Annotated in this window: 26 protein-coding genes; 14 read left to right on the forward strand and 12 right to left on the reverse strand. The window is 64.2% G+C overall.

Features of this window, described 5'->3' with window-relative positions:
• Window positions 1-37: 37 nt before the first annotated feature.
• Both fliD and ACYZGB_RS18310 read right to left on the reverse strand, forming a co-directional pair.
• Complete coding sequence (gene fliD / locus ACYZGB_RS18305) at window positions 38-1,471, reverse strand: flagellar filament capping protein FliD (RefSeq protein WP_462390304.1); 1,434 nt, start codon at window positions 1,469-1,471, stop codon at window positions 38-40.
• A gap of 201 nt (window positions 1,472-1,672) precedes the next feature.
• Complete coding sequence (locus tag ACYZGB_RS18310) at window positions 1,673-3,163, reverse strand: flagellin N-terminal helical domain-containing protein (RefSeq protein WP_462390305.1); 1,491 nt, start codon at window positions 3,161-3,163, stop codon at window positions 1,673-1,675.
• Window positions 3,164-3,483: 320 nt separating this feature from the next.
• Here ACYZGB_RS18310 and ACYZGB_RS18315 point away from each other — a divergent pair, with 320 nt between their 5' ends.
• Together ACYZGB_RS18315 and ACYZGB_RS18320 are read left to right on the forward strand one after the other, a co-directional pair.
• Window positions 3,484-4,974, forward strand: a complete 1,491-nt coding sequence (locus ACYZGB_RS18315; protein WP_462390306.1) for a flagellin N-terminal helical domain-containing protein — start codon at window positions 3,484-3,486, stop codon at window positions 4,972-4,974.
• A gap of 112 nt (window positions 4,975-5,086) precedes the next feature.
• Entirely contained in the window at window positions 5,087-7,282 is a 2,196-nt protein-coding gene (locus tag ACYZGB_RS18320; RefSeq protein WP_462390307.1) for an O-linked N-acetylglucosamine transferase, SPINDLY family protein, read from the forward strand.
• A 26-nt stretch (window positions 7,283-7,308) separates the two neighbouring features.
• Here ACYZGB_RS18320 and ACYZGB_RS18325 read toward each other — a convergent pair whose 3' ends face one another.
• From ACYZGB_RS18325 to rfbF, 7 genes are read right to left on the reverse strand one after another with little or no spacing between them, the layout of a single operon-like run.
• Window positions 7,309-7,965 carry an LbetaH domain-containing protein gene (locus tag ACYZGB_RS18325; RefSeq protein ID WP_462390308.1) on the reverse strand — a complete coding sequence of 219 codons (657 nt, stop codon included), beginning with the start codon at window positions 7,963-7,965 and terminating at the stop codon, window positions 7,309-7,311.
• Entirely contained in the window at window positions 7,959-8,861 is a 903-nt protein-coding gene (locus ACYZGB_RS18330) for an NAD-dependent epimerase/dehydratase family protein (RefSeq protein ID WP_462390309.1), read from the reverse strand. Before ACYZGB_RS18330 ends, ACYZGB_RS18325 begins: the two co-directional genes overlap by 7 nt.
• Complete coding sequence (locus ACYZGB_RS18335; protein ID WP_462390310.1) at window positions 8,861-9,931, reverse strand: FkbM family methyltransferase; 1,071 nt, start codon at window positions 9,929-9,931, stop codon at window positions 8,861-8,863. Before ACYZGB_RS18335 ends, ACYZGB_RS18330 begins: the two co-directional genes overlap by 1 nt.
• 28 nt (window positions 9,932-9,959) lie before the next feature.
• On the reverse strand, window positions 9,960-11,201 hold the full coding sequence (locus ACYZGB_RS18340; RefSeq protein WP_462390311.1) for a class I SAM-dependent methyltransferase: 1,242 nt from the start codon (window positions 11,199-11,201) through the stop codon (window positions 9,960-9,962).
• Window positions 11,198-11,758 (reverse strand): dTDP-4-dehydrorhamnose 3,5-epimerase family protein, encoded by a 561-nt coding sequence (locus ACYZGB_RS18345; protein ID WP_462390312.1) that lies wholly within the window; start codon window positions 11,756-11,758, stop codon window positions 11,198-11,200. The genes ACYZGB_RS18340 and ACYZGB_RS18345 overlap by 4 nt, the downstream gene beginning before the upstream one ends.
• Entirely contained in the window at window positions 11,755-12,822 is a 1,068-nt protein-coding gene (gene rfbG, locus ACYZGB_RS18350; protein ID WP_462390313.1) for a CDP-glucose 4,6-dehydratase, read from the reverse strand. The genes ACYZGB_RS18345 and rfbG overlap by 4 nt, the downstream gene beginning before the upstream one ends.
• 6 nt (window positions 12,823-12,828) lie before the next feature.
• The gene (rfbF, locus tag ACYZGB_RS18355; RefSeq protein WP_462390314.1) at window positions 12,829-13,599 is read right to left on the reverse strand and encodes a glucose-1-phosphate cytidylyltransferase; all 771 of its coding nucleotides are present in this window, start codon (window positions 13,597-13,599) and stop codon (window positions 12,829-12,831) included.
• Between the two features lie 387 nt (window positions 13,600-13,986).
• Here rfbF and motA point away from each other — a divergent pair, with 387 nt between their 5' ends.
• The 9 genes from motA (at window position 13,987) to ACYZGB_RS18400 (ending at window position 23,393) form a co-directional block, all read left to right on the forward strand.
• Window positions 13,987-14,847, forward strand: coding sequence for a flagellar motor stator protein MotA (motA, locus tag ACYZGB_RS18360; protein WP_462390315.1), 861 nt, complete (start codon window positions 13,987-13,989; stop codon window positions 14,845-14,847).
• A gap of 30 nt (window positions 14,848-14,877) precedes the next feature.
• Window positions 14,878-15,810 carry a flagellar motor protein MotB gene (motB, locus tag ACYZGB_RS18365; protein ID WP_462390316.1) on the forward strand — a complete coding sequence of 311 codons (933 nt, stop codon included), beginning with the start codon at window positions 14,878-14,880 and terminating at the stop codon, window positions 15,808-15,810.
• Between the two features lie 72 nt (window positions 15,811-15,882).
• Window positions 15,883-16,269 carry a chemotaxis response regulator CheY gene (gene cheY / locus ACYZGB_RS18370; RefSeq protein WP_015015821.1) on the forward strand — a complete coding sequence of 129 codons (387 nt, stop codon included), beginning with the start codon at window positions 15,883-15,885 and terminating at the stop codon, window positions 16,267-16,269.
• A 4-nt stretch (window positions 16,270-16,273) separates the two neighbouring features.
• Window positions 16,274-16,891, forward strand: a complete 618-nt coding sequence (locus ACYZGB_RS18375) for a protein phosphatase CheZ (protein ID WP_462390317.1) — start codon at window positions 16,274-16,276, stop codon at window positions 16,889-16,891.
• 241 nt (window positions 16,892-17,132) lie between these two features.
• A complete protein-coding gene (locus tag ACYZGB_RS18380; protein WP_462390318.1) occupies window positions 17,133-18,287 on the forward strand; it encodes an EscU/YscU/HrcU family type III secretion system export apparatus switch protein in 1,155 nt (384 codons plus the stop codon).
• Complete coding sequence (gene flhA / locus ACYZGB_RS18385) at window positions 18,284-20,365, forward strand: flagellar biosynthesis protein FlhA (protein WP_462390319.1); 2,082 nt, start codon at window positions 18,284-18,286, stop codon at window positions 20,363-20,365. The genes ACYZGB_RS18380 and flhA overlap by 4 nt, the downstream gene beginning before the upstream one ends.
• A complete protein-coding gene (gene flhF / locus ACYZGB_RS18390) occupies window positions 20,362-21,882 on the forward strand; it encodes a flagellar biosynthesis protein FlhF (protein ID WP_462390320.1) in 1,521 nt (506 codons plus the stop codon). Before flhA ends, flhF begins: the two co-directional genes overlap by 4 nt.
• Entirely contained in the window at window positions 21,875-22,672 is a 798-nt protein-coding gene (locus ACYZGB_RS18395) for a hypothetical protein (protein WP_462390321.1), read from the forward strand. The genes flhF and ACYZGB_RS18395 overlap by 8 nt, the downstream gene beginning before the upstream one ends.
• 4 nt (window positions 22,673-22,676) lie before the next feature.
• Window positions 22,677-23,393: an RNA polymerase sigma factor FliA gene (locus ACYZGB_RS18400; RefSeq protein ID WP_063461640.1), complete on the forward strand. Its 717-nt coding sequence runs from the start codon at window positions 22,677-22,679 to the stop codon at window positions 23,391-23,393.
• Window positions 23,394-23,460: 67 nt separating this feature from the next.
• Here the strand turns inward: ACYZGB_RS18400 and ACYZGB_RS18405 are convergent, their stop codons facing one another.
• The 3 genes from ACYZGB_RS18405 to flgA form a co-directional block, all read right to left on the reverse strand.
• Window positions 23,461-23,835, reverse strand: coding sequence for a hypothetical protein (locus ACYZGB_RS18405; RefSeq protein WP_462390322.1), 375 nt, complete (start codon window positions 23,833-23,835; stop codon window positions 23,461-23,463).
• 41 nt (window positions 23,836-23,876) lie between these two features.
• The gene (flgM, locus tag ACYZGB_RS18410; protein ID WP_462390323.1) at window positions 23,877-24,200 is read right to left on the reverse strand and encodes a flagellar biosynthesis anti-sigma factor FlgM; all 324 of its coding nucleotides are present in this window, start codon (window positions 24,198-24,200) and stop codon (window positions 23,877-23,879) included.
• A gap of 93 nt (window positions 24,201-24,293) precedes the next feature.
• Window positions 24,294-25,058 (reverse strand): flagellar basal body P-ring formation chaperone FlgA, encoded by a 765-nt coding sequence (gene flgA / locus ACYZGB_RS18415; protein WP_462390324.1) that lies wholly within the window; start codon window positions 25,056-25,058, stop codon window positions 24,294-24,296.
• Between the two features lie 213 nt (window positions 25,059-25,271).
• Between flgA and flgB the strand changes: the two genes are divergently transcribed.
• The 3 genes from flgB to ACYZGB_RS18430 are packed head-to-tail and all read left to right on the forward strand — an operon-like array spanning window position 25,272 to window position 26,847.
• Complete coding sequence (gene flgB / locus ACYZGB_RS18420) at window positions 25,272-25,733, forward strand: flagellar basal body rod protein FlgB (RefSeq protein WP_462390325.1); 462 nt, start codon at window positions 25,272-25,274, stop codon at window positions 25,731-25,733.
• Window positions 25,734-25,766: 33 nt separating this feature from the next.
• Entirely contained in the window at window positions 25,767-26,171 is a 405-nt protein-coding gene (gene flgC / locus ACYZGB_RS18425) for a flagellar basal body rod protein FlgC (protein WP_462390326.1), read from the forward strand.
• A gap of 19 nt (window positions 26,172-26,190) precedes the next feature.
• The gene (locus ACYZGB_RS18430; protein ID WP_462390327.1) at window positions 26,191-26,847 is read left to right on the forward strand and encodes a flagellar hook assembly protein FlgD; all 657 of its coding nucleotides are present in this window, start codon (window positions 26,191-26,193) and stop codon (window positions 26,845-26,847) included.
• Window positions 26,848-26,862 lie beyond the last annotated feature (15 nt).

The raw sequence follows: 26,862 nt of genomic DNA on the forward strand, positions 1-26,862 counted from the left end.
AGTTATCGGCGAGCGCCAGAAAAACTGAAGTCCCGAGTTAGCGGCTCGACTTGTTCCAGTTCGTCACCTGCTGCGAGATATAGGCGTTCAGGCCGTTCAGGCTACTCAACTGAGTGTCTAGCGAGTTATAGCGCTGCGTGATCCTTTTTTCAAAGGCATCGACCTTCTCGTTCACGCGGGTTTGGTCCTGAGCGTTGCGCTTAAGGTTCAGCTTCAGGGAGTCATCCTTAGACTTGAAGAAACCATCGTTGGCCAGCAAATTGGTGGTCAACGCCTTCAGCTGCACAGCAATGCCATCGGCCGATCCACCACCAGTGTTGCGGAACAGATTTTTCACATCCTCGGGTTTCTCCGAAAGGGCCTTGTTCAGCTTGGCGCTATCCACGGCCAGATTTCCACCCAGCTGCTGCGTGATGCCGACATCTGCCAGGCGCTGAAAGCCCCCGCCGCCGGTCGAGATCGACTGGATCGCGTTGCGCAGCGAGTTCTGCAGAGCCACAGTGGTCGAATCCCCCTGCAGAAGACCGGCCGAATTGGTCTTCGCATCGTACTTGGTCGCCTCCTGCAGCAGATCGTTGATGGTGTTGTAGGCCTTCACGAACCCGTCGATATTGGATTTGATGGCAGAGTCATCCTTGCCTACCGTGATTTCAATCGGCGCCGTGGTGACTTGTTCAGCCTTGAAGGTCACACCCGAGATCGTGGAAGCAAACGTGTTGGTGGCCGAAGACACGGCAATCCCGTTGACCGTGGCCTTGGCATTGGCCGCCGGCTGCGTGACCGTGGCGCCATTGACCAAGCGCGACAAGCCTGATGCATCAGTATTACCAGCACTCCGAGGGTCAGTATCCCCGCCCTCCATCACGCTCAGCCGAAAACCGAACTCATCACCTGTGCTCTTGCTGCGCAACAACAAACGTTCACCGGAAGCATCTGACAGAATCGACGCGGTCACACCCGCATTGGCGCCATTGATCTTGCTAGCCACATCCGTGAGTTTGTCGCTTGCGCTGATGGCAACATCGACCGGCTGACCAGCGCCAGGGGTGAAAGACGAAGGCGCCACGCTCCACTTGCCCAGCTCCAGACGCAGCGTGCCCGCACCTAGCGCCCCGCCCACAGGCAAAAGAGCCGCCGACGCCGTGGCCTGGGCCTTAGCGAGGCTTTGCACCTCGACGCTGAAAGTGGTGGGCAGGGTGCCGCCTACAGCTGTGGCAGAAACGTATTTGGGATCCGAAGAGGTAGTGGCGACGCCATTCCACCCCGTTACGCTGGTGAGCTTGCTCGCCGAATCCTGCAGTGCGGACACCAGCGATTTGATCTGACCAAAGGCAGAAATTTTTGTGTTGACTGTCGCCGCCTGCAGCTTCAGCGTACCCAGAGGCTTCTTTTCCAGTTCGACCAACTTGGAAATGATGTCTTTGACATTCAGCCCATTCGTGCCGACACCTACGGATGAAATCGTGGCCATACCAACCTCCTGAACTGGTTCAACGGAAATTATGGCGCCGAACGGCGACAACAAACGTCCGTAAACACGCCAGGAAACCCGTCTTATCCAGCGGTCCTGGCACCCGCTGCTCCAAAAGGCCAAAGGGCGGCGACAGAAATCTGCCGCCGCCTGGGCCACTTCAGGGCGCTGCAACGCCCTGACTGCCTTGCCTGCCGCTGATTAACGCAGCAGGGCCAACACACCTTGTGGCAGCTGGTTGGCCTGGGCCACCATCGCCGTGCCGGCCTGTTGCAGGATCTGCGAGCGCGACAGGTTGGCGGTTTCTGCAGCGAAGTCGGCGTCCAGGATACGCGAACGCGAGGAGGACAGGTTTTCCGACGTCACTTGCAGGTTGCTGATCGACGTTTCAAAACGCGATTGCAGAGCACCCAGTTTGGCACGCTCACCGTTGATGAAGGCCAGGGCCGAATCCACAGTCTTGAGCGCGTTGGTCGCGTTGCTGAACGTGGTCACGTCCAGGTTGGCCACCGTTTGCAGGGCAGAGCCGCCGCTGTCCAGCTGGTTGCTGGCGGAGGTCACTGCGAAAGACTTTTCAGAGTCCAGCGTGATATAGCCGCCAGTGCTCACATTTTCCGCCGTGGTATCCGCAGCTAGCGTACGGGCCGTGCCATTGCTAGCGCCTGCAGCATCGTAGCCTGTCACGGTCACGGCAGCGGCGTTGGCATTGGTCGTGTCGCCAACCAAGATGTCGTTGCCGGTGGCATTGGTCAGGATGATCTGCGTGCCGTCGGAGCTGAGCGAAGCATTGATACCCGTTTTCGCAGACTGGTCGTTGATAGCAGACACCGCAGCCGACAGGCGATCGGTACCCGTCGCCGATGTCAGTGTGAAGGACACGGTACGGGCTGCGCCGACGTTGTCGCCTTCCAGCGTCAGCGAGTAGGAGCCCGCCGAAGCCATACCACCAAGGCGCACTTCAGTGCGGGCTGTGGCGGTCACACCAGTGTTGGCCTTGATGGCGTTGATGGAGTCCGCCGTAGCCTTGGCGGTGGCGTTCGCCGTCACCGACAGCGTGCCAGTGCCCAGGTAACCGCTGATCGAGACTGCGCCCGAGGTCACGCCGTTGGTCGCGGCCGTGGTACCCGTCACCGGAGCGGCTGCGCCGATGCCCGAACCATTGGACGCAACGTTCTGGTTGTTACCGTACACACTGGTGCGCAGGTTGGCGGTGGCCGCCACAATGGTCTGGTTGGCGTTGGCGCCCACCTGGAACTGCTGCGTACCAAAGGTGCCGTCCAGCAGCTTGGAGCCGTTGAATTCCGTGGTTTGCGAGATGCGGTCGAGTTCGGACACCAGTTGGCCCACTTCCTGTTGCAGGGCTTGGCGGTCACCCGCGCTGTTGGACGCGTTGGCCGACTGCACAGCCAATTCACGCACACGCTGCAGGATGTCGCCAGAGGCCTTCAGTGCGCCTTCAGCGGTCTGCGCCAGGGAGATACCGTCATTGGCATTACGCACCGCCTGGTTCAGGCCGCGGATCTGGCTGGTGAAACGCTCGGAAATGGCCAAGCCGGCGGCATCGTCTTTGGCGCTGTTGATGCGCAGGCCGGACGACAGGCGCTGGATGGACGTGTTCAGCGAGGTCTGGCTCATGCCCAGATTACGCTGTGCGGTGAGCGAAGCCACATTGGTATTGATGGTGGAAGCCATTGCAAATCTCCAGAAAAGAACTGACTGAATATGGCGTTGCCGCCAGCCGGGGCGCCAGCACCGTGCTGGCCTCCTGGGTTCCCAGCGCCTGGGGCGTCTGGTGAACGGCGGGCCACTCATGGTCCGTTGAAAGTGTTTTCGGGTGGCCGCCGGAAAACTTGAGGGGCAAACGCACAAGTTGTGCGACTTTTTGGCCGCTTATCTGCCCAACGCCAAAAAACGGCATCTCCACAATTCACCCATCGTTCCCCCATTGACAGCCGGACGGGTGCGCTTGAACCGGCAAACAGATCCGTCTAGCGACGTTAAGGAGTTTCGCCATGGCAGCAACCATCAACACCAACATCAGCTCGCTGACTGCGCAGCGCAACCTGGGCACCAGCCAGATGTCGCTCAACACAGCCATCCAGCGACTGTCATCGGGCCTGCGCATCAACAGCGCCAAGGATGATGCTGCGGGCCTGGCAATCTCCGAGCGCTTTACCAGCCAGATCCGGGGCCTGAACCAGGCTGTTCGCAATGCGAACGACGGGATTTCCCTGGCACAGGTGGCGGAAGGTGCAATGGGGTCGGCGGGGAACATCCTGCAACGGGTGCGTGAACTGGCAGTGCAGTCGGCCAACGCCTCCAACAGCGCTGGCGACCGCCAGGCCCTGCAGCAGGAAGTCGGCCAGTTGGTGGCAGAACTTGACCGGATTTCGCAAACCACCGAGTTCAACGGCCAAAAACTGCTGGACGGCACGTTTGGTACGCAACAGTTCCAGGTGGGTGCCAACGCCAACCAGACCATCGTGGCGGCCACCGCCAACCTGCGCACCAATGTCTATGGCAACAACCAGAACATTGCGTCCAACGGCTCGGGCATCGGCGCAGCCGCTGCGGTTACGGGTACCACGGCCGCGACCAACGGCGTGACCTCGGGCGCAGTCTCGATCAGCGGCTACCTGGGCACCGGCACCATGACGGTGGCCGCCAACGCCACCGCCAAGGCCACCGCCGACCAAGTCAACGCCCTGCAGTCAACCACCGGCGTGACTGCCACGGCCCGCACCGAGGTGCGCCTGGGCGGCTTGGCCTCGGCGGGTTCCTATTCGCTGACGCTGGAAGGCGACAACGTGGGCTCGCCCCGCACCATTTCGTTCACACTGACCTCTGCTACCGGTACAGACCGACTCTCCCCTGCCGTCTCGGCCATCAATGAGCAGTCGGCCAAGACCGGAATCAATGCCTCACTCAGCTCCGACGGCACACAGATCATCCTGACCAACGCCACCGGCAACAACATCGTGATCGGCGACACCGTGAACGCCAACGCAGCCGCCGTGACCGTGACGGGCTACGACGCCGCAGGTGCCAGCAATGGCACTGCGCAGACACTGGCAGCGGACTCCACGGCAGAAAACATCGCCACAGGCGGCTACATCACGCTGGACTCCGAAAAGTCCTTCGCAGTGACCTCCGCCAGCAACCAACTGGATAACGGCGGATCAACGCTGCACACCGTGGCCAACCTGGACGTGACCACGTTCACCAATGCCACCGACGCCCTGAAGACCGTGGACTCGGCACTGGCCTTCATCAGCGGCGAGCGTGCCAAACTGGGCGCCATGCAGTCGCGGTTTGAGACCAGCATTTCCAGCCTGCAGATTACGTCGGAGAACCTGTCTGCATCGCGCTCGCGCATCCAGGACGCTGACTTCGCGGCAGAGACCGCCAACCTTTCACGCGCCCAGATCCTGCAGCAGGCCGGCACGGCGATGGTGGCCCAAGCCAACCAGATCCCGCAAGGCGTGCTGTCGCTGCTCAAGTAATGGAGCCCAGCCACGCTGTGCAGTGCAACAAACAAAAGGGGCCCATTGGGCCCCTTAGTACATGGCACACTGCACAACGCCCCTGCACCCCCACCAGTAGATTGGCCGCCACGTGCAATCCAAAAACACCGCCCAGGAAGATCCCCGCCTCCACGCGGCGCTCGCAGCTGCCGACTGGCCCTCGCTAACCCGCTTGTGCCGCCAGATTCTGCGCAAGAACGGTCGCCACCTGACTGCCCACCGCCTGCTGGGCTTCTCGCTCCAGAAACAGCGCGAATTCGAGGCGGCCCTCAAGGCCTACAAGCAGGCCTATGCGTACTGGCCGGGCGATGCCGAACTGCTGATCAACTACGCCAACACCCTGATTGAGCAGGCACGCAATTACGATGCGCTCCCACATCTCGAAAAGGTCTGTGAGCTGCGCCCCCAGCAAGCGGTGGCCTGGATCAAGCTGGCCGAATGCTGCTATTTGATTGGCCTGCATAGCAAAGGATTCGAGGCCAGTCAAAAGGCTATCGAGCTGGCCGACTCCATGCCCCTGACAGTCGGTGCACTGATGCAAAGCGCCATTCACCGCCGGGAGCTGGGACAGGTGCGCGAGGCCGTGCAGGACTGCGAGAGGGCCATCGCGCTCAGCCCCAGAGATCCGGGCAACTACACCAACAAGCTGCTTTTCATGCTGGCAGACCCGGCCGTCACGGCCGACCAGTTGGCCACGGCAGCCCGGGAGTTCGGCGCGGTGTTCGAGCCCCCCCTGAAGCCACAATGGCCCAGCTTTGAATCCCATCGCGGTGCGCCCTGGCGGCGCTTGAAGATCGGCTTCCTCTCGCCGGACTTCCGGGTGCACTCCGTGATGTACTTTGTGGAAGGCTTGCTCGCCCAGCTTGACCGGCGGCAGTTCGAAGTCTTTGCCTTCTTCCTTTTCGCACGTGGCGACCATGTCACAGAACGCGTCGAGCGCCATGCCGACCGCTTTGTGCACTTGGCAGGTTTCACCCCCGAGCAGCAGGCCGAGGCCATGCGCGCACACGGGATCGATATCCTGGTGGAGCTGGCTGGCCACACCGGCAACAACGGCCTGCTGGCCATGGCCCATAAGGCAGCGCCCATCCAGGTGTCATGGCTCGGGTTTCCAGCGACCACCGGACTCACGGCGGTGGACTACAAGTTCACGGACGAGGTCACGGACCCTCCGGACGCCCAGGCGCAGTACACGGAACGGCTCTACAGGTTGCCCACGCTGTTTGCAAGCTACCGTCCCATGAGCCGCAATCCGCTGTGGCGCTATCAGCCACGCTACCGGGTCCGCCCGACACCCGCGCTGGAAAACGGGTTTATCACCTTTGGCTCGTGCAACAACCTGGGCAAACTCACCGACGAGGTTCTGACCTTGTGGGGCAAAATCCTCGCGTCCGTTCCAGGCTCCCGCTTGCTGATCGAGGGCAAAAATCTGGAGCGCCCCGACTTTGCCGAGGCTTACCGCGAACGCTGCGGCGGCCTGGGCCTGGACCCCGCCCAACTGGACCTGGAGCCCCTGCGCTACGACAACCAGTACCTTACCTACCACCGCATAGACATCGCACTCGACCCGTTTCCGCTGGCCGGCGGCACCACCACGTTCGACGTGTTGTGGATGGGAGTGCCCATCGTGTCGATGATGGGCGACAGCTTCAAGGGCCGCATGGGCATGGGCCTGCTGAGCTACCTGGGCCGCACTGAATGGCTTGCTGAAACCCCTGAAGACTATCTCCGTATCGCATGCGCGCTGGCCTCCGATCCCCAGGCTCTCGATGCATTGCGGCAGAGCCTGCGCCCAGAGGTGGAGGCGTCGGTGCTGATGCGCGAAGATATCTTCAACCACCATTTTGGCGAAGGCCTGCGCGTGATGTGGCTGCAATGGCTGGCACAGACCACCCACCCAGACAATGCCGAAGCCCAGGCGCAGGCCATCGAAGCCTGGCTGCCAGGGCTTCCTGAGGAATGGACCCGTCCTCCCGCACCGGGCGTGGGATTGCGCCCTGGTCATCGGGTCCCCCTGTCCGAGGCCCATGACCGACTTCAGGCGCTGGTGAACAAAGCCAGGGAAGCACCTCCTCCGGTGCGGGCGGAGCCTGAATCTGCCGCCACGAAGATGGAAAGCCAACGCTGGATCGCAGTGACAGAGCTGGCCGAAATCGTGCTAAGTGCGGTTCCCCATGATCCCGTCGCACTCGCCTGCCTGGCTGAGGTCGAGCACGCACATGGCCACACCGAGTTTGCCGTGACCTACCTGCGCTATGCCACCGAAGCCATGAAGAACCAGGCGTAGCGGGCCCGCCGCGCAGGCCTCCGGGTCTAGCGGCGGAAAATGTCCTGCAGCGCATCGCGCCGCGTCGGCTTGAAAACCACTTGTCCGCCGGCCCCTGGGAACACCGTGCAATGGCCTGGTGAATCCGTATTGACCAGACTCGTGCCCTGGGAGAGCACGGTGCCATCACCCACCTTGCACCCGCCGATGATGGCGGTACCGGTGTACATGACCACGCCCTCCCCCAGCACGGGCGCCGCGCCGTGGTTCTTCCCCACCGTGGAGTTCTGGTAGACCACCAAGTAGTTGCCGTAAGTCGCCTTAGCAAAAACGATACCCACGGAGTGGCCAATGAACATGACCTCGGGCATGTCGATCTCGTAGAACAGGTCAATCCCGTTGAGCGCCTTGTTCAGCCCGAACAGCTTGGCGCAGAGCGTACGGTTGCCCGTCGCTTTCCAGACAGTGTTGGACAGGTAATAGAGAAACAGCGTGTATTGGGTGGAATGCAGATGGTCGAACTGGTCCGGCGTCCACCACCGCACTTCGTTGATGCAGCGGCCCAACCGCACCAGTGCCGCATCCAGATGCGCAGCCAGCACGGCCGGGGCATCGGTATCGAGCCCGTCGGGGTAGAAGGTGGCCAATTGGCGGGCCACATAAGCGGCCAGCTCGGTGCGAGACAAGTGCAGGGGCTTCAACATGTGCGGTCTCCTTGGCAAGCTGCAAGGACATCATCCAGTACATCAAAAAGAGACCGAGGCCGCCAGTGCAGCTCGGTGCGCAGACGCTCGATGTCCACCAGCGGCACAGGGCCAGGCACGGTCTGCAGAAGGGGCAGCACCTCACAGCCCCAGCGGCGCGCCAGGTATTCGAACAGGCTGGCATTGGACACATTGACGCCAGAGGCCACGTTATAGACAGGTTGTCGGCCGGATACGGCAATGCGGATGAGGGCCTCGACCACGTCATCCAGGTGCACGTAGTCGCGGGCGAAGTGGGGGGAGGACGACACTTCCACCCGCGCCACACCGGCGCTCCGGGCAACCAGCACCTGCCGCAGCAGCGCGGGCAGGAAACCATCGGCATCCAGGGGCCCTTCATACACGCAGGCCAGGCGCGCCACCCGGGCACGCCCCTGGCCCGCCACATGGCACAGGGATTCGCCCAGGCCCTTGGAAAAGTCATACAGGTGGCGGGGGCTGGCAGGGTCCAGGGGTAGCACGGCGGCCTCGTTCGCTAACCCCTCTCCCTGCCCGTCATACAGCCGGGTGGACGACAGGTAGACCAGAGACTCCAACGCCCCCTGTTCCAGCCCGTACCCCAACACCTGGGCCAGATGGCTGACATGGGCCTCCACGGTATCGAAAGGACGCGCCAAATAGTCTGCCGTGAGCCCCGCGCAATAAATGACGTGCCCTAGTGGTACCAGCCAGGGCCAAGGCTCGTGGCGGGCGGGGGCCCACACCTGCGCACCCCGCGCCTGCAGGGTCGCACTCAGGCGGGCGCCCACAAACCCGGCGGCACCGACCACCGTGAAGCGCAGCCCCTGCAGGTCTTGCAGACCCTGCGCAGCCAACGGCGCTTGCACCGAAACCATCAGAAGCCGCCCACGGGGTGGTGCAGGTGCGGTGCCTTGTGCGGCAACAGCTTGGGGCTGACCCCTTCAACAATGCGGAAGGCACTGCCTTGCACACGGGCGGCATCCGACACCGCCAACATGTTGAACCCGTGTGGCGGGCCTTCCAGGTACACGGAGTCCAGCGGCACCAGCTCAATCGGCTGGCCAGACATTTCGCGGTGCGAGTTGATGTCGCGCACTGCATACACGGCGTAGCCCAAGTCCAGGAACAGGCGGCACAGGGGTGTCGCACGCAGTCCGTTGCTCCAGTCCACATAGGTGCGGTGCAGTTCGAAGACCACATGGGGCCGGTCACGCGCCAGCACCTGCTGGGCCCCTTGCAACGCGGCCAGCTCTGCGCCCTCGATGTCCAGCTGGATCAGGCCGATGCGCCGCCCGTGGCGCTGGGCATAGTCATCCATCGCCACGGTCTCAAAACCGCTGCCGTCCTGAGCCGTGACCATGTTGGCAAAGGAGTCAAAGCCATCCAGGCGCATGCGTTCGCCGCTGCGGCTCCACAGCCCGGCCACGTTCACCTCCACATTGCTCAGTGCGTTGATATCGATATTGCGCTGCAGCATGGCCGCCTGCTGGGGGTTGGGCTCGAAGCAATGCACCCGCAGGCCCCGCCCTGCCAGCTGGCGGGCCACCAGCACCGCCTGATCGCCAAAGTAAGCACCGCCCACCAGCACATCCCCTTGCAGATCGCGGCCCAGCTCCAGCAACAGCTTGGTGGTTTGCGGCTCCCACACATGGGTAGGGTGCTCCGACTCCGACAACAGGAAGTCGCGAGCGATCTTGGTGCGGTACAGGAACTGAAAGCGCGTGCCATCGGCCAGCACCTTTTCGTACTGGTCCGTGTCCAGATGGAGGGCATCGATCACAGGACCGGTCACGTCGTCCCGCACCGAGCCTTCGCAGGCGATCTGCGCCTCGCTCTCGCGCAACAGCGCAATCAGGCGAGCGCGCAGCACGGGGTCACGCCCCAAGGTTTGCATGGCTTGCTGCAGGCGTTTGCCGTCCAGGTCGCGTGGGTCATTGCTGGTCATGGCGAAGGCTCCTTGAAACATGAATCCGTTAGAAAATTTCCAGGCGCGGCACGGCCACCACCATCTGCGCGCCCCAGCTGCGCGTGTAGTCCAGCTGGTCGGCCACCTCGCTGCGCAGGTTCCAGGGCAGGATCAGGATGCGCTGCGGCTTGTGGGCGCGCAGGTGCGCCTCGCTCACCACCGGGACGTGGCTGCCGGGCAAGTACTGGCCCTGCTTGGCGGGGTTCTTGTCCACAGCATAAGGCAGCAGATCGGGCCGCACCCCCGCAAAGTTGAGCAAGGTGTTGCCCTTGGCGGCCGCGCCGTAGGCGCCCACGGTGATGCCGTCGGCCTGGCATTGCAGCAAAAATGTGAGCAGCTCTCGCTTGACCCGTATGGCCTGGGCCTGGAAATCGCTGTAAAAACCGGCACCCAGCATGCCCGCCGCTGCCTCGGTGGCCAGCAGTTGCTGCACGCGGGTGGTGCCTTCAGCCGCTACCTGGGGGTGGCCCACGGTATCGGCGCGGGCGGCAAACACCCGCAGGCTGCCGCCGTGGGTGGGCAGCTCCTGCACATCGATCACCACCAGGCCGTTGGCCGCAAAAATGCGCTGCACCGCCGTGAGCGACAGATAGGAATAGTGCTCGTGGTAGGCCGTGTCGAACTGGCACCCCTGCACCATGCGCAGCAGGTGCGGGAACTCGAAGGTGGCCACGCCATGGGGCTTGAGCAGCCGCGTGAAGCCGCCCACAAAGTCGTTGATGTCGGGCACATGCGCCAGCACGTTGTTGGCGGCGATCAGGTCGGCCTGGCGGCCGGCGGCGGCCAGCTCATCGGCCAGCTCCACGCCGAAGAACCGATCCACCACCTCGATGCCCTTGGCACGTGCTGCGGCTGCGGTGCTGGCCGTGGGCTCCACGCCGTAGCAGGGGATGCCGGCCGCCTGCACGTACTGCAGCAGGTAGCCGTCGTTGGAAGCGACCTCGACCACGCGGCTGGCGGCGGTGAGCGCCAGGCGCTCGCGCATCGCCTCGACATAGGCCTTGGCGTGGGCCAGCCAAGACGATGAGAACGAGCTGTAGTACGCGTAGTCGTCGGTGAACAGCGCCTCGCGCCCGGCGTGGTCTTCGGTCTGTACCAGCCAGCAGGTCTCGCACACCAACAGGCGCAGGGGGAACCAGGTCTCGGGCGCGCGCAGGGCGGCTTCGCTCAGGTAGGCGTTGGACGGGGGCGCGCTGCCCAGGTCCAGGAACGTGAGTTGCAGCGGGCTGCCGCAGTGTCGGCACTTCACAGGCGCACTCCTTCGAATTCTTCGGTCATCCAGGGCTGGCCTGCGTCGCGGGGTGACATCTGGCCCACCGGCAGCGGCCAGGCAATGGCCAGGCGCGGGTCGAGCGGGTGCAGCCCCGCCTCGGCAGCGGGCGTGTAGGCAGCAGAGTGGCAATACAGCAGCTCGGCATGGTCGGTCAGCGCCTGGAAGCCATGGGCAAAACCGGGCGGGATCAGCAGTGCGTTGCCGTTGTCTGCGGATAAATGCTCGGCATGCCACTGCAAAAAGGTGGGCGAGCCCTGGCGCAGGTCCACGGCCACGTCCCAGACCTCACCGCGCAGGCAGCTCACCAGTTTCATCTCGGCGTGCGGCGGCTTTTGGTAGTGCATGCCACGCACGGTGCCTTGGAGGGCTGTATAGCTCTGGTTGACTTGGGCGATCGGGCCAGCCCAGCCTGCGCCCGCCAGTTCATCGGCGCAGAACAGGCGCGCAAAAAAGCCGCGCTCGTCCACCAGCGGCCGGCGTTGCACGCGGAACAATCCCGCCAGCGGCAGTGGCGCCAGGGCCAGTCGGCTCATGGGCGCGCCTCCCAGGCGTCGATGTCGGCCAGGCACAGCGCAAGGGCATCGGTGCCACCGTGTTGCTGGCGGTACCAGTTCATGGTGCGGGCCACGGCGGTGTTCAGCGCCCAGTGCGGGGCCACGCCCAGCGCCTGGCGGGCATGGGCGGTTTCGAGCGCGAGCCAGTCGGCTTCGTGCGGGCCTTCGCTCTCGTTTTCATAGCTTGTAACGCTTGCTGGATAGGCGGTGGAGGCCAATTCAATGACATTTTTGACCGTGGCCGCCTCGTGGGGCAGCGGGCCAAAGTTGTAGGCACCGGCCAGCGCGGGCGATTCCCACAGGCGCTGGGCCAGACGCAGGTAGGCGGCCAGCGGCTCCAGCACATGCTGCCAGGGGCGCGTGGCCTGGGGGCGGCGGATGTGCAAGGTGGCGCCCTTTTCCCAGGCGCGCACGGCGTCTGGCAGCAGGCGGTCCTGCGCCCAGTCGCCGCCGCCAATCACGTTGCCCGCTCGCGCGGTGGCCACGGCAATGCCCTGGGCGGCCAGGAAAGAATCGCGGTAGCTGGCGGTGACCAGCTCGGTGGCGGCCTTGCTGGCGCTGTAGGGGTCGTGCCCGCCCAGCGGGTCGTCCTCGCGGTAGGGGTAGGCCCACTCGCGGTTGCGGTAGACCTTGTCGGTGGTGACCACCACGGCCACGCGCACGCCAGCCAGGCCGCGCAGGGCATCGAGCAAATGTGCCGTGCCCATGACGTTGGTGGCAAAGGTGTCGAGCGGCGCCGCGTAGCCGGGCCGCACCAGCGCCTGCGCGGCCAGGTGCAGCACCACCTCGGGCCGGGCGGCGCGCACACGCATGGCCAGGGCCTGGGGGCTGCGGATGTCGCAAAAATGGCTCTCCATGCCCGGGCCGCCCTGCCCCAGCTGGGCCAGGGTGAACAGGTTGGGCTCGGTGGCGGGCGGCAGCGCCACACCGGTCACCTGCGCACCCAGGCGCTGCAGCCACAGGGCCAGCCAGGCACCTTTGAAGCCGGTGTGGCCAGTGAGCAACACGCGCTTGCCGCGCCAGAAGTCGGGATCAGGGCGCATCGTGGTTTACCAGCACTTCCAGGGCGCGCGGCCCGATTGCCACAGGTCTTCGAGAAGGTTCTTCTCGCGCAGCGTGTCCATCGGCTGCCAAAAGCCCGTGTGTTCAAAGGCGCACAGCTGGCCGCTGGTGGCCAGGCGGGCCATGGGCTCTTGCTCCCAGCTGGTGGCGTCGCCTTCGATGTGGTCGATCACCTCGGGCTGCAGCACAAAAAAGCCGCCGTTGATCCAACCGCCGTCGCCACGCGGTTTTTCCTCGAACCCGGCCACGATGTCGCCATCGCGCACCAGGGCGCCATAGCGGCCCGGGGGCTGGACGGCCGTCACCGTGGCTTGGCGGCCATGGGCGCGGTGGAAGGCAAACTGGGCGGTCATGTCGAGGTCGGCCACACCATCACCATAGGTAAAGCAGAAGGGCTCGCCCGCAGGCAGGTATTCCTGCACCCGTCGCAATCGCCCGCCGGTCATGGTGCTTTCGCCGGTGTCCACCAGCGTCACGCGCCAGGGCTCGGCGTGGCGGTGGTGCACTTCCATGCGGTTGTTGGCCATGTCGAAGGTCACGTCCGACATGTGCAGGAAGTAGTTGGCGAAATACTCTTTGATCACGTAGCCCCGGTAACCCAGGCAGATGATGAAGTCGTTGACGCCATGGGCAGCGTACATCTTCATGATGTGCCAAAGGATGGGCCGCCCACCGATCTCGATCATGGGCTTGGGACGCAGGTGCGACTCTTCCGAGATGCGGGTTCCCAGCCCCCCCGCGAGCAGTACGGCTTTCATGCACGCAGCATAGTCCAGCCCCGTGCCGCCAAAAGGCCCTGTGGCTGCGGAAAAACGGGCCAAATGCAGAGATCGCCCCGGCTGCGCGGCGCTGTGCGCGATGCGTGCAGGCACCAGATTGCTACATATTAGATAGCAACAAATCCTTTTCCATCAGGCGCAGACGGCCTATTTGATGCCGAAGTTGATGACCTGGCATGCCCTCCCCCCAGCGAGTGCAGCGCCAAAACCATTCCTCCAAGAAGCCCTGGTTTGGCAGCTCTCTTGTGGCATTTCGCGCTCAGCAATCCGATACATTTGCAGTAACCTTCGGTAAACCCGCGACTGCTGCACTGACACCTCTGCCGCGACCGCCCCCGCTGCGAAGCCGCCCAATACGTCTAAAACATGTTCGTCATCATTGGTTACGTCGTCTGTTTAGGCTGCATCTTCGGCGTGTACATCGTGCACGGAGGAAACATCACAGTGATCCTGAAGGCCCTTCCCTTCGAGATCATCACCATCCTGGGCGGCGCCCTGGGCGCCTTTGTGGTGAACAACCAGCCCAAGGTGATCAAGGCCACCCTGGCCGCGCTGCCTATGGCGCTCAAGGGGTCCAAGTACACCAAGGACCGCTACATGGAGCTGATGGCCATGCTCTACGACATCCTGCAGAAGGCCCGCAAGGAAGGGCTGATGGCGATCGAAAAGGATGTCGAGGCGCCACACGAGTCCGAGATATTCAAAAAATACCCCACGGTGGGCAGCGACCACCATGTGATCGAGTTCACCACCGACTACCTGCGCATGATGGTGTCAGGCAACCTCAACTCCCACGAGATCGAGGCGCTAATGGACAGCGAGATCGACACCCACCACCAGGAGGCCCATGCCCCCGTGGCCGCACTGGCGCGCCTGGCCGGCGCCCTGCCCGCCTTCGGCATTGTGGCGGCTGTGCTGGGCGTGGTGAACACCATGGGCTCGGTCGGCCAGCCACCCTCGGTGCTGGGCGGCATGATCGGCTCGGCGCTGGTGGGTACGTTCCTCGGGATTCTGCTGGCCTACGGCGTTGTGGAGCCCCTGGGGGGCCTGGTCGAGCAAAAGACCGAAGACGCGGCCAAGGAACTGCAGTGCATCAAGTCCACCCTGCTGGCCAGCATGCAGGGCTACAACCCGGCCACCGCCATCGAATTTGGCCGCAAGGTGCTGTTCTCCGATGTCCGCCCCAGCTTCACCGAGCTGGAGGGGCATGTGAAAGGCAAGAAGTAGCGCCGCCAGCGCCGCTTGGCCCCCGACACCATGGCAGAAAAAAAACTCCAACCCATCATCATCAAGCGCATCAAGAAAGGCGGCCATGCCGTTCACGGTGGCGCCTGGAAGATCGCCTATGCCGACTTCGTGACGGCCATGATGGCGTTCTTCCTGCTTATGTGGCTACTGGGCTCCACGGCCAAGGGTGAGTTGCAAGGGATTGCGGCGTATTTCGCATCGCCGCTCAAGGTGGCGATGACCGGCGGAGATGGCTCGGGAAACAGTTCCAGCGTGATACCCGGCGGCGGCAACGACCTGGCCAAAGTGCATGGGCAGGTGCGGCGCTCAGACGTGGAAGAGGCCAAACAGCGCCGCATGAGCATCGATGCCGCCAAGGCCGAGCGCGCCAAGCAGGACCAGGACCGCATCAAGGCACTTGAGGCCAAGATCGATGCGCTCATCACCGAAAACCCGCGCCTGAATGAGTACAAGTCGCAGATCCGCATCGACATCACGCCCGACGGTCTGCAGATCCAGATCATTGACGACCAGAACCGCCCCATGTTCGACAGCGGCAGCGCGTTGGTAAAACCCTACATGCGTGACATTCTGCGCGAGATCGGTGCCGCACTGAACGGCGTCGAAAACCGCATCAGCCTGGCGGGCCACACCGATGCCGTGCCTTATGGCAACAGCGAACGCGGCTACAGCAACTGGGAACTGTCGGCCGACCGCGCCAACGCCACGCGGCGCGAGCTGGTCTCGGCCGGCATGCCAGACGCTAAACTGGGCCGCGTGGTGGGCCTGGCGGCCAGCGACCTGCTGGAGCCAAAGAATCCGCGCGCACCTGCCAACCGGCGCATCACCATCACGGTGTTGACCCGCGAAGCCGAAGAACGTCTCATGGGCAAAGGGATCCCCGAAATCACTTCCACAGAACTGCTGAATGAAAAGCGGGGAAATCCCCCCCTAAGCAGGTAACAGTTACGACTTGTCACCTAACCCGCCACCCATGACAATGCCTACAGTAATTCTCGACCGAAAGGGTCCCAAGTGACCACAGCCCTTCGTTTTCTGATCGTTGACGACTTCTCCACCATGCGACGCATCGTGCGCAACCTGCTCAAAGAAAGCGGGTTCTCCGATGCCGACGAGGCCGAGGATGGCGTGGCAGCCCTCAACAAGCTGCGCAACAGCAAGTTCGACTTCGTGGTGACCGACATCAACATGCCCAACATGAACGGGTTCCAGTTGCTGGCCGAGATCAAGAAGGACGACAAGCTCAAACACCTGCCGGTGCTGATGGTGACCGCCGAGGCCCGCAAGGAAGACATCGTTGCCGCCGCCCAGGGGGGCGCTGCAGGCTACATCGTCAAACCCTTCACCAAGGCCACACTCGAAGAGAAGGTGACCTTGATTCTGAAGAAGATGGGGTTATGAGACCATGGACGCCACACCGGACAATAGCCAGCCGGCCGATGTACATCACAAGATCGGCCAACTAACCCGCCAACTGCACGACTCGCTGAATGAACTGGGCTACGCCGACAAGCTGCGGGGATCGATGGGCGAGCTGCCCGACGCCCAGAGTCGCCTGTCCTACATCGCCCGCCTGACCGGCGAAGCGGCCGAAAAGGTGCTGGGCCGCGTGGAACAGGCCAAGGCGCAGCACGACTACATCGCGGCCGAGACGCGCCGGGTGGTCAGCTCGCTGGTGGCCGACCCGGTGGCCGCCGTGGCCAAGGGCGAGATCTTCAACTTCCTGACCGATGTGGAGCGCGTGACCAAGGAGGCCGACGCGCACCTCACCGAGATCATGATGGCGCAGGATTTCCACGACCTCACCGGCCAGGTGATTGCGCGTGTGGTGAACCTGGCGGCCACCATCGAAGACCAGCTGGTGCAACTGCTCATCCAGACTGCACCTCCCAACGTCCATGTGGCTGCAGCAGAAGCCAAGCCCGCCCACCTGCAAGGCCCCGTGGTGGACCCCGAGAACACGCCCGATGTGGTCACCGACCAGTCCCAGGTGGACGACCTGCTGGCCAGTCTGGGGTTCTGACCGCCTGCTGGCTTTTTGTCAGTTTTCGTGATCAAAATGGCCGTCTGCGCGCGCCCATCAAGCGCTTTAAGCTATCATTTTTGAAAATCCCTCTCTGCTTGAGCACCCCCTTGCGGGTGCCAGCGCGCCGCTGAAAACGCTGGCGGCAGCAGGGAAAAGAGGGGGCCGCAGCCCCCTTATCCAGCTTTAGATTTCCGGGTCGCTCACGACAATGGCATGACACCAGCGCCGTCATGCCACCATGGAATCCAGCCAAGAAAAAAGCCTCCCCGCGTCAGAGCGCAAGCTGCAAAAAGCGCGCGAAGACGGCCAAGGGGCACGCTCGCGCGACCTGTCGCACCTGGCCATCCTGGGGGCGGGTGCGGCCTGCTTGCTGCTGCTGACCCCCCAGCTCATGGACCACCTGCAAAAGGCCATGAGCCAGCAGCTGGCGTTTGACTCCGCCACCGTCATGGCGCCGGGCACCATGCTGCAGCGCCTGCAGAGCATGGTGGTGGTGGGCACGATGGCCAGCCTGGCGTTTGCACTGCTCACCAGCGCCGCCGCACTCCTCAGCGCCATCGGCGCGGGCGGCTGGATCCTCAGCACCAAACCCATCGCCCCCCAGTTCAACCGCCTGAACCCCATCTCGGGTCTGACCAACCTGTTCTCCAAGCAGCAGATGGCCAACGTGGCCAAGATGGTGCTCATGAGCGCGATCCTCACCTGGGTGGCCTGGAAGTTCATCGGCAACAGCATCGAGGCCGTGGCCATGCTGGTGCTGCAGCCCTCGCCCCTGGCCCTGCGGCAGGTGGCCGACTGGCTGACCTCGGGCATGAGCCTCTTGCTGCTGGTCGTATTCCTGGCCGCGGTGGTGGACGTGCCTCTGCAGGCGTTTTTCTTCAAGGACCGCCTGAAGATGTCGCACGAAGAGGTCAAGCAGGAACACAAGGAATCAGATGGAGACCCCCACACCAAGGGCCGCATCCGCCAGAAGCAGCGCGAGATTGCCGACCGCGCCAGTGTGGCCGCCGTGCCCAAGGCCGACTTTGTGGTCATGAACCCCACCCACTACGCCGTGGCACTCAAGTACGACGACAAGACCATGAGCGCCCCCCAGGTGATCGCACGGGGCACCGACCTCGTCGCCATGAAGATCCGCGACGTGGCCAAGGAACACAGCGTTCCAGTGCTGCAGTCGCCCATGCTGGCCCGTGCGCTCTATGCCCACGCCGAGCTGGACCAGGCCATCCCCGCCACGCTCTACACCGCCGTGGCCCAGGTGCTGGCCTATGTCTACCGCCTCAAGGCCGCGCTGCGCGGCGAAGGCCGCATGCCCGACAGCCTGGTGGAGCCCTACGTGCCGCCTGAACTCGATCCGCTGAACCGCACTCCCGTGCAAGGTGCTGCCGTATGAACACCTCCGTAAAGTCTTTGCAGCAATGGGCGGGCTCCAACGCCGGTGCCCTCCAGGGGCTGTCGGCCCCGTTGCTGGTGGTGGCCATCCTGGCGCTGATGGTGCTGCCCATCCCGCCCTGGATGCTGGACGCTTTCTTTACGCTCAACATCGCGGTGGCGCTGATGGTGATGATGGTCGCGGCCTACATGCTGCGCCCGCTGGACTTCGCGGCGTTCCCTTCGGTGCTGCTGCTGACAACGCTGATGCGCCTGTCGCTGAACGTGGCATCCACCCGTGTGGTTCTAATGGAAGGCCACACTGGCCCGGGCGCCGCCGGTGCGGTGATCGAGGCCTTCGGCCACTTTCTGATCGGCGGCAACTTTGCTGTGGGTCTGATCGTGTTCGCCATCCTGGTGGTGATCAACTTTGTGGTGATCACCAAGGGTGCCGAGCGCATTGCCGAGGTGTCGGCCCGCTTCACCCTGGACGCCATGCCCGGCAAACAGATGGCGGTGGACGCCGACCTGAATGCCGGCCTGATCGATGAAAAAGAAGCCAAGCGCCGCCGCGCCGAGGTGGCGGAAGAAGCCAACTTTTTCGGATCGATGGACGGTGCCTCCAAGTTCGTGCGCGGTGACGCCATCGCGGGCATTCTGATTCTGTTCATCAACATCATCGGCGGCTTTGCCATCGGGGTTTTGCAGCACGACCTCTCGGCCAAACAGGCGGCCGACACTTACATCCTTCTGGCCATTGGTGACGCGCTGGTGGCGCAGATCCCCGGCCTGCTGATCTCGGTGGCAGCAGCGATGGTGATCTCGCGCGTGGGCAAGGACCACGACATGGGCCGCCAGATCGTGCAGCAGCTGTTCATGTCGCCCCGCGTGCTGGGCGTGACCGGCGGCATTCTGCTGTTGCTGGGGGTGATCCCCGGCATGCCCCACCTGGTGTTCCTGATCATGGGGGGCCTGCTGTGCTATGCCGCCTGGGTGCTGCACGAGCGCCAGAAAGTACCGCCCGAAGTCGAGGCACCACCCGCCCCGGTCGGCGATGGCGAAGCCACCTGGGACGACCTGCAGCCCGTGGACCTTCTCGGCCTGGAGCTGGGCTACCGCCTGATCAGCCTGGTGGACAAGAGCCGCCAGGGCGACCTGCTCACCCGCATCAAGGGCGTGCGCCGCAAGTTTGCCCAGGAGGTGGGCTTCTTGCCCCCTGCCGTGCACGTGCGCGACAACCTCGAACTCAAGCCCAGCGGCTACCGCATCACGCTGCGTGGCGTGGTGGTGGGCGAAGGCGAGGCCTTCCCCGGCATGTTCCTGGCCATCAACCCCGGCGGCATCACCACGCCGCTGATCGGCACCCCCACCACCGACCCCGCGTTTGGCCTGCCAGCACACTGGATCGACGACCGGCAGAAGGAAGCCGCACAAATGGCCGGTTTTACGGTCGTTGATTCCGAAACCGTGATGGCCACCCATTTGTCACACTTGATGCAAGTGCAAGCCGCCAAGCTTCTGAGTCGCACAGAGACCCAGCAACTGGTGGAACACGTGGCCAAACTGGCTCCCAAGCTCATCGAAGAAGTGGTCCCGAAAATGGTCTCCATCGCAACGTTCCAGAAGGTCCTCCAGCTGCTGCTGGAAGAGTCTGTGCACATCCGCGATATCCGCACCATCATCGAGACGCTGGCCGAACATGCCGGTGCGGTCTCCGATCCGGTCGAGCTGGCCCGCCGCGTGCGCATTGCGCTGTCGCCCGCCATCGTGCAGCAGATCTACGGCCCCACCCGCGAACTCAACGTCATTGCCATCGAACCCGGCCTGGAGCGCCTTTTGGTGCAGGCGCTGGGCAACACGGCAGGCCCTGCGCTTGACCCCGGCGTGGCCGACATCCTCACGCAAAAGGCGGCCGAAGTGGCCCTCAAGCAGGAAGAAATGGGCCTGCCCGCCTGCCTGCTGGTTCCCGACCAGATCCGCAACGCCATCTCCCGCCTGGTGCGCCGCGTCGCCCCCCGCCTGCAGGTGCTTGCGCACAGTGAAATCCCAGAGACCCACACCATCCGTATTGGGCCGATCCTTAAAGGTGCATCAGCATGAACATCAAACGCTTTACCGCCCCCACCTCCCGGGAGGCTCTGGCCAAGGCGCGCATGGCCTTTGGCGACGGCACACTGATCCTGTCCAACCGCCCGACGGCCAACGGCGTCGAAGTGGTGGCGACGGCCGAAGACACGCTCTCGGCGCTTGACGGCGGTGGTGCAGGCAACACCTCCAGCGCACCGCTGCTGGCCCCCAGCGCCCCACGCAACAGCACGCAGCCCGCCCGCTCCAGCCTGGCCAGCCAGGCGGCTGCAGCAGGCCTGGGCCGCAACCCGGTGGAGGAGGACACCGAACAGCTGGCAATGAGCACGCTGTCGTTCCAGGACTATGTGCGCGAGCGCATGCTGCGCCGCCGCCATGAAGCCCTGCATGGCGCGGCAGAAGCACCGACGCTGTCGGAGCGCAGCCGCGACCAGGAACCTGAGCGCGAGCGCGAACGCATGCCCGCCCCGGCCGTGACCGTGGCGCGCCACAACCCGCTGCGCACCATCCCCATGGACATCCCGCCCGAGCCCCCCCGCCGCCGGCAGGAAGCGGTCAGCGCCCACCTGGTCCAGTCGAACAACCAGCAAAGCCTGATGAACGAGCTGCACTCCATGAAGGAGTTGATCGAAGACCGCTTCAACACGCTGGCCTGGCTGGGCCAGGCGCGCCAGAACCCGATCCAGTCCAACCTGATGCTCAAGATGATCCGCGCAGGCTACTCGCCCTCGCTGGCCCGTGCCGTGCTCGAACGCATGCCCGAGGAGCTGTCGGCCGCCGAGTCGGTGCGCTGGTTGATGGAAGTGCTGGAGCGCAACCTCAAGACCGACCAGGCCGAGCCCCCGCTGTATGAACAAGGCGGCATCTTTGCCATGGTGGGCTCCACCGGCGTCGGCAAGACCACCACCACGGCCAAGCTGGCCGCCATGTGCGCCCGCATCCACGGCCCCGGCAGCGTGGGCCTGATCACGCTGGACACCTACCGCGTGGGCGCGCACGAACAGCTGCGCACCTACGGCCGCATGCTGGGCATCGTGGCCCACCTGGCGCACGACCGCGCCGCGCTGCAGGACCTGCTGGGTCTGCTCAGCGGCAAGAAGATGGTCCTGATCGACACCACCGGCGTGGCACCCCGCGACCCGCGCAAGCGCGACATGCTGGACGTGCTGGACCTGCCCCACGTGAACCGCCTCTTGGTGCTCAATGCAGGCTACCATGGCGACACGCTGGACGACGTGCTCACCGCGTTCAAGACCGACGGCTCGCAGCAGGCCATCCTGTCCAAGGTGGACGAGGCCGTGAAGCTCGGCCCTGCCATCGATGCGCTGATCCGCCACCAGATGGTGCTGCGCGGCGTGACCAATGGCCAGCGCGTGCCTGAGGACTGGGAACGTGCCAACGCGCACCAGCTCATCAGCACCTCGATGCGCGCCCCGGCCAAGTCGGCGTTCGACCCGAAGGCCACCGACCTGAATTTCTTCTTCTCGCACTCCCCCGACACCATCACCGAAGGGGGGCTGGTCGATGCTTGATCTGGGTTTTCACCAGGCCGCCGGCCTGCACAGTTTCACGCCGCAGGCCGAGCTGCGCATGCTGGCGGTGGTCAGCCAGGGCAACGCCGGCAGCGGGCTGGAAACGCTCTGGCAGATCTGCGCCAGCCTGCAGCGGCTGGGCTACCCCGTGGTGGTGCTGGACGGCACGGCGCAGGAGACAGACAACAGCCCGGGCCTGCTGCACCTGCTGCAGCACGCCTCATGGAACGACGGCGCGCAACTGAACCTGGGGGCCACCGCGTCCTCGCTGGCCGTGATCCCGGCAGCCAAGGGCTTGCAGCACCTCAGCCGCAAGGCGGGCGACACCACGCGCTCCCCCATGGAGGACCTGCTGCCTTACTTCAGGACCTATGGCCTGATGGTGATCCACGCCCCCGCCTCCACGCTGGGGCCCTTGCTGACCCACACGGCCACGGTACCGCTGGTGGTGATGGGCGGCGGTTCAGCGGGCGTGATGACCAGCTACAAGAACCTCAAGCAGATTGCCCTGCACACCGGACTGCCCTGTATGGTGGCCGCTTTGCTGCACAGCAACACGGCCGCCGAGCGCCGCAAGGCCCAGTCGCAGCTGATGACGCTGCAGGCCTGCGCCGAGCGCCACCTGGGCGGCCCCGTACGGACCACCACCATCGCCACCCAGAACCCCCAGGAGCTTCAGCGCCTGGCCTTGCAACTGCTGGAAAATGCGGGCACCATGAACGGATCGCTGACTGCGCTGCCACCCAGCAACTTGACAGGCATGCCCGCGCATTTTGTCCGGAGCCATTGAACTGATGTACACAGCCAAAGGCCAGCTTGATCGCGATGCCATGATCCGCCAGCATGTCCCGCTGGTCAGGAGAATTGCGCACCACATGATCGCCAAGCTGCCGCCCAATGTGGAGCTGGATGACTTGATCCAGGTCGGCATGATGGGCCTGGCCGAAGCGCTCTCGCGCTACGAAGTCGCCCAGGGCGTGCAGTTCGAGACCTTTGCCACCCAGCGCATCCGGGGCGCCATGCTCGACGAGCTGCGCGAGGGCGACTGGATGAGCCGCAGCTCGCGCAAGAGCCAGAAAGACATCGAGCACGCCGTGCACCGGCTGGAGCAGAAACTGGGCCGCAGCCCGCTCGAATCGGAAATCGCCAGCGAAATGGGCATGAGCCTGCCCGACTACCAGAACCTGCTGGGCAAGGTCCGGGGCACCCAGCTGGTGTACCTGGAAGACATGACCCATGGCAACGACGACGAGGACGGGTTTCTGGACCGCCATGTCGCCGACGCCGACGCCGACCCTGTCGAGTTGCTGCGCGACCAGCGCCTCAAGACCTCGCTGGTGAACGCCATCAAGAGCCTGCCCGAACGCGAGCAGCACATCATGGGCATGTACTACGAGCACGACATGAATCTCAAGGAGATTGCGGCCGTGCTGGGCGTGACGGAGTCACGGGTGTGCCAGCTGCACAGCCAGTCCATCGCCCGCCTGCGCGCCAAGATGCGCGCGCATTGACCCTGCATTGAGCTAGTTTTCCCGCCGCCCCACAGGGCGCGCCGGGCCAAGGTCCATCCCCCTTCAATCAGCCTGCAGAACGGTAGATGCGCGCCACGCCCGGCTTGGCCGCGCGCGTTGACAGCCCGTCGCCGTAGGTCGATGCGGCATTGGAAGGAGGCAAAAGGCCCGCAGCCTGGCGGTCTGTCACGGCCGACAGGCGCGCGAGGTTGTCGCGCTGCACCGTCAGCATGCCGCTGATGGTTTCCACCCGCTTTTGCACCGCTGCAGGCAAAAGCGCCCCGTGCGCCGTGGATTGCTCCAGCGCGCGCGCGAACAGGGCCGCTGCGTCACGCAGGGCCACACTGTGTTGTTCCAGGGATTGGGGGTCTGCCGCGAGAAGGGCGGCGGTGACTTTATCGATCAGCTGCTCGACAGCCGAGAGGGATTCTTCCAGCGACATGGCGCATTGTGCGATGGATCACGCCAGTCTGCAAAGCGGGTTCAACCCCGCGAACGGGTCAGGATCTCCTGGGCGTTGGACAGCATCTTGTCGGCGATGGCTTCGGCATCGACGGAAAACTCACCCTTTTCGATGGCGGCGCGGACAGCCTTGACCTTGCCAGCATCAAAATCACCGGCCACGCGGGAGGCAGGGCTCAGGCTTTGGGCAGCGATGGAGACGGTGACGGGCACACCGGCGGTTGACGCTGCAGCCAGGGCGTCTTTGGTGGCTCCTTCAGCAGCGCTGGCAGGACTCTTGGCTTGCTTGGCAAGCCCCGTCTGCGGCAATGCGCCCGGGAGTTCCGGTTTTTGACCTATCTTCATCGCTCTCTCCACCACCCCGCATGATGTGGGGCACAGTAGCAATGTTTTCGACCCGTTTGGCCCGGACTTTAGCCATTTATCACCGGGGCGTCATCAAAGAGTGACGTCCACTGTTCCGCCTTCGTTCACTATTCCACTCACGATGCGCCCATTCTCCATGCGAATGCGCACAGTTTGCCCCACGGCTCCGGCTGTCAGCGCCTGCCCTGCCGATGTGACCGCATAGCCGGGCCCTTGGGCCACCACCTTCACCTGGGCCCCCGCACGGAACAGCATGGGTGCCCGCACCATGGTCTGGCGCAAGGCTTGGCCCGCCACCAGCTGGCGCGCGGCCACCTGCCCCACCCAGAGGTCCGGGTTCGCCATCACCGGCGCGGTTTCGGCGGCCCAGTCCACCTCGGCCTCGGTGGCATCGTTGGCGGTCAGCACAGCGCCGGGCGCCACATTGCCGGTCAACACCCACGCCGGGCCAAACGCCTTGATGGTGACCGGCAGGAACACATTCCAGGCGGTGGGCCCCTCGACACAGCGCAACCCGAGGCGGGTGCGGCCCCACAAGCGGGAGCCCACAGGCAAATAAGGCTCAACACGCGCACAGGGCGCCAGCCGCAGACGCGAATCCAGTGAGCCAACGCTCACTTCCATGCGCAAGGGCAGCCCGGTGGGAGCGCTGCGCGCCAGGGTGTCGTCCAGCCAGCGCTGCGTCAGCGGGCCCAGGTCCGCCGAGGGATCTCCCGCCGCCTGGGCGCTGGCAGCGCCACCGGCGCCCAGAGCCAGCGTGCCCAGCACCACCAGGCACAGGGCCCGCCAAGCGGTACCTGCGGGGCGCAGCGCGGGGAAATGGGGGGAAGTGGACATGGAACCTCCTGGGTATCGGGCGGCCAGCCCACCGGGGGCAGGGGCCATTTCACACCAGGAACTATAGGCAGACGGCGCCCGCCCAAAACCCGGAACTGCCCATCCATTTCCACGCTCTTCGCGCTTTAGAAAAAAGCGGCGGTTTCCATAATCAGGCAACGCCAAAAAAGCCTCTGGGGCTGGCGACTTTGTAACCGACGGTGTGAGGCAAACATGCTTGACAAGATGACCAACCAGCTGAATTTTCACAGCAACGCCCTGGTGCTGCGTGCGGAACGTCAGCGCGCCATCGCCAGCAACATTGCCAATGCCGACACCCCCGGTTACGTAGCGCGCGACTTCAAATTTGGCGACGCGCTGCGGGAAGCCACCGGTATCGGCTCCTCGGGCACGGGCTCGGGTGTCACCCGCCTGGCCACCAGTGGGTCGCATGGCACGGCAGGCACCACCGACCCGCGCCACATGCCTTTGCCCACCGTGCCCACCACCGCCAGCATCGACCGGCAAGGTGCCCTGGGCTACGCGGTGCAGACGCAACCCAGCCTGGACAACAACTCGGTGGACCTAAACCGCGAACGCGCGAACTTTGTGGACAACTCCGTGCGGTATGAGGCCACGCTGCGCTTCATCAACGGCGGCGCCAAGACCATGCTCAGCGCCATCCAGGGGCAATAAGCCAGCAGCGCAGCACAGAAAGCGAGCCACACCATGTCCATGTTCTCCATCTTCAACGTCTCCGGCAGCGCCATCAGCGCGCAGTCGCAGCGGCTCAACGTGGTGGCCAGCAATCTGGCCAACGTCGATGCTGTGGCGGGCCCCGATGGCAAGGCCTATAAAGCCCGCCAAGTGATCTTCCAGACGGCCGAGATGGGTGCGGAAAGCGCTGCCGGTGTGCGCGTGAGCGGAATGAGCGAGAGCGACGTGCCCGGCCGCCGTGTGCACGACCCCGCTCACCCGTCGGCCGACGAGCAGGGCTACGTAACGCACTCCAACGTGAACGCGGTCGAGGAGATGGTCAACATGATCTCGGCCTCGCGTTCGTACCAGAACAACGTCGAGGTCATGAACACGGCCAAGTCGCTGCTCCTCAAGACCCTGCAAATGGGCCAATAACTTCAGGACGGACTCCGCCATGATCCTCAACTCCGCCACCAGCGCCCCCACGGTCACGGACGCGACCGGCACCAAAGCCAATGCCGGCACCGACCCCGCCGCCGCGCAAGACCGGTTCCTCAAGCTGCTCGTCGCGCAGCTCAACAACCAGGACCCGATGAACCCGCTGGACAACGCCCAGATGACCTCGCAAATTGCGCAGATCAACACGGTGACCGGCATCCAGCAGCTCAACCAGACCATGCAGAGCATGGCCGAGCAGTTCAACTCGCTGCAGGTCATGCAGGGCACGGCACTCATCGGGCGCAACGTGATGACCGAAGGCTCCAGCCTGGCCGTGGCCGACAAGGCGGGCAAGGGCGGCTTCGAGATTCCATCGGCCGCCACCAACGTGAAGATCGAGGTCACCACCGCAGGCGGCCAGGTGGTGGACACCATCGACCTGGGCGCCAAGGCCGCAGGCCGCCACACCTTCGAGTGGGACGCCAGCAAATACACCGGCACCACCGATGCGCTGCAGTTCCGCGTCACAGCCGTCAACGGCTCGACCAAGCTGTCGAGCACGCCGCTGGCCCTGTCCAAGGTCACCGCCGCAGGTGCCGAAGACGGCCAGCTCAAGCTGACGCTGGCCAATGGCAAAACCATCAGCTACAGCCAGATCAAGGCCCTGGTCTAACCCGGCCCGAACCCT

It is taken from the genome of Acidovorax sp. Q11, assembly GCF_054950075.1.